Here is a 1,658-nt window from a genome sequence, read left to right as displayed (position 1 = left end):
GCCTTGCCGACATGATGGCGATGTCGAGCGGGCTGGAGTTCAACGAGGATTATGGCGACGTCGCCGACGTCACGCGCATGCTCTATCTCGAACCTGACATGGCGGGCTTTGCCGAATCCAAGCCGCTGGCTGCAGAGGTCGGCAAACAGTTTTCCTATTCGAGCGGCACGGCGGTGATGCTGTCGCGCCTCTGGCAGGACGCGGTCGGCGACAAGGCCAGGGCGCTGACGTGGCCGCGCACGGCGCTATTCGAGCCGCTCGGCATGCACAGCGCGGTGCTTGAAACGGACGAGCAGGGCACCTTCGTCGGCTCGTCCTATCTCTACGCGACCGCGCATGACTGGGCGCGCTTCGGCCAGTTCCTGCTGCAAGGCGGGGTGTGGAACGGCAACCAGATCCTGCCGGCCGGTTTCGTCGACTGGATGCGCGAGCCGGCATCCGCCTCGAAGGTCTACGGCAAGGGCCAATTGTGGATCGAGGCCCCGGGCGATGAGGAAAACCCCGGCGCCGGCGTCGCGGCAGGCCTGCCCAAGGACACGTACTGGATGGAAGGCCATGACGGGCAGACGGTTGCCATCATTCCCTCGGAGCAGTTGGTGGTGGTGCGGCTGGGGCTGACGCCTGCCAAGCTTGGCTATCGGCCGCAGACGATGGTGGGGGCGCTGATGAAGGCGCTGCATTAAGGTGCATTGACATTCAGGTGAGGTCGGCCTGCAAATGGCGGTTTCACCTTGGCTAGCCGCGCGGCCCGATAACCGCCAGCCAGGCATAGCCGCGATAAAGCGTGCCGAAACGGAAGCTTGCGCCGGTTCGCCGAGATTCCGATTCCAGCACTTCGCGCAACGATTCACGCGGCGCGACGTGGAATTTTTTCAGCCAGCCGCGCAGCAGCGCACGGAACCAGCCGGGCAGCCCTTCCTGCTGGCCGAAATCGACGATGTGCAGCGAACCGTTCGGCGACAGGGCGGCAAGTGCCGCCGATACTGTTTTTTCCCAGCCGGGGATCATCGACAGCGAATAGGACACGAAGACACGGTCGAAGCGTTCGACATCGAAGAGTGCCCGGGCATCGAAATCGGTGGCATCGCCCCTAGCCAATATGACGCGACCGGACAGGCCCTCGCGGTCGATCGCCTTTCCGGCCGTCTCCAGCATTTCGGCCGAAATATCGAGGCCGAAAAAGCGCGCGTCGGGATAGTGACGGGCGGCGAGGATGACGTTGCGGCCGGTGCCGCAGCCGAGTTCCAGCACGGTGCCACCGGCAGGCACGTCGAGCCCCGAGATCATTGGGTCGCGGCCGAGCAGGTAGTATTTGCGGGTCAGGTCGTAGATGTGGCGCTGCCAGCGGTAGACGCCGTCCATCAGTTCGGCATGATTGGCCTTGAATTCGGGGCTGGCCGGCAGCTCGCTGCTGCTCATGCCGCGCGCTTTACGTAGAGATGGAAGCCGCCATAGATGGCCGAGCGGTCGCGGGCCGAAAATTCCCGCGAAGCCTGGTCCTGATAGTCCCATTGGTCGAGCAGCGAACTGGAGACGCGACCCGGCAGCAGGCTGGGCTCGGCGGCGGTGCGGAAGATGACGCGGGCGCCGGCCGAAGCCGTGCGGGTGATTTCCGCCCACAGCGCGTTGAGCTGATCGTCGGTCATCCAGTCCTGTGC

3 protein-coding genes are annotated in these 1,658 nt (G+C 64.7%); 1 reads left to right on the top strand and 2 read right to left on the bottom strand.

The window, feature by feature from the left end:
* Positions 1–683 (top strand): serine hydrolase (locus EN884_RS35175; RefSeq protein ID WP_164895394.1); only part of this gene is annotated, 683 nt, incomplete at its 5' end.
* Between the two features lie 52 nt (positions 684–735).
* Here the strand turns inward: EN884_RS35175 and EN884_RS35170 are convergent.
* Positions 736–1,419, bottom strand: coding sequence for a class I SAM-dependent methyltransferase (locus tag EN884_RS35170; RefSeq protein WP_063168487.1), 684 nt, complete (start codon positions 1,417–1,419; stop codon positions 736–738).
* The coding region (locus tag EN884_RS35165) for a DUF3419 family protein (RefSeq protein ID WP_127419287.1) at positions 1,416–1,658 on the bottom strand (243 nt) is incomplete at its 5' end. The genes EN884_RS35170 and EN884_RS35165, both read right to left, overlap by 4 nt.

This window comes from Mesorhizobium sp. M7A.F.Ca.AU.001.01.1.1, assembly GCF_004022735.1.
GTDB classification, from domain to species: domain Bacteria; phylum Pseudomonadota; class Alphaproteobacteria; order Rhizobiales; family Rhizobiaceae; genus Mesorhizobium; species Mesorhizobium ciceri.
The sequence above is the reverse complement of the archived record's forward strand: the minus strand, read 5'-3'. Positions and strand labels throughout refer to the sequence as shown.

Coding starts and splice junctions, on each gene's coding strand:
- EN884_RS35170 (WP_063168487.1), bottom strand. CDS start 1,419: ATGAGCAGCAGCGAGCTGCCGGCCAGCCCCGAATTCAAGGCCAATCAT.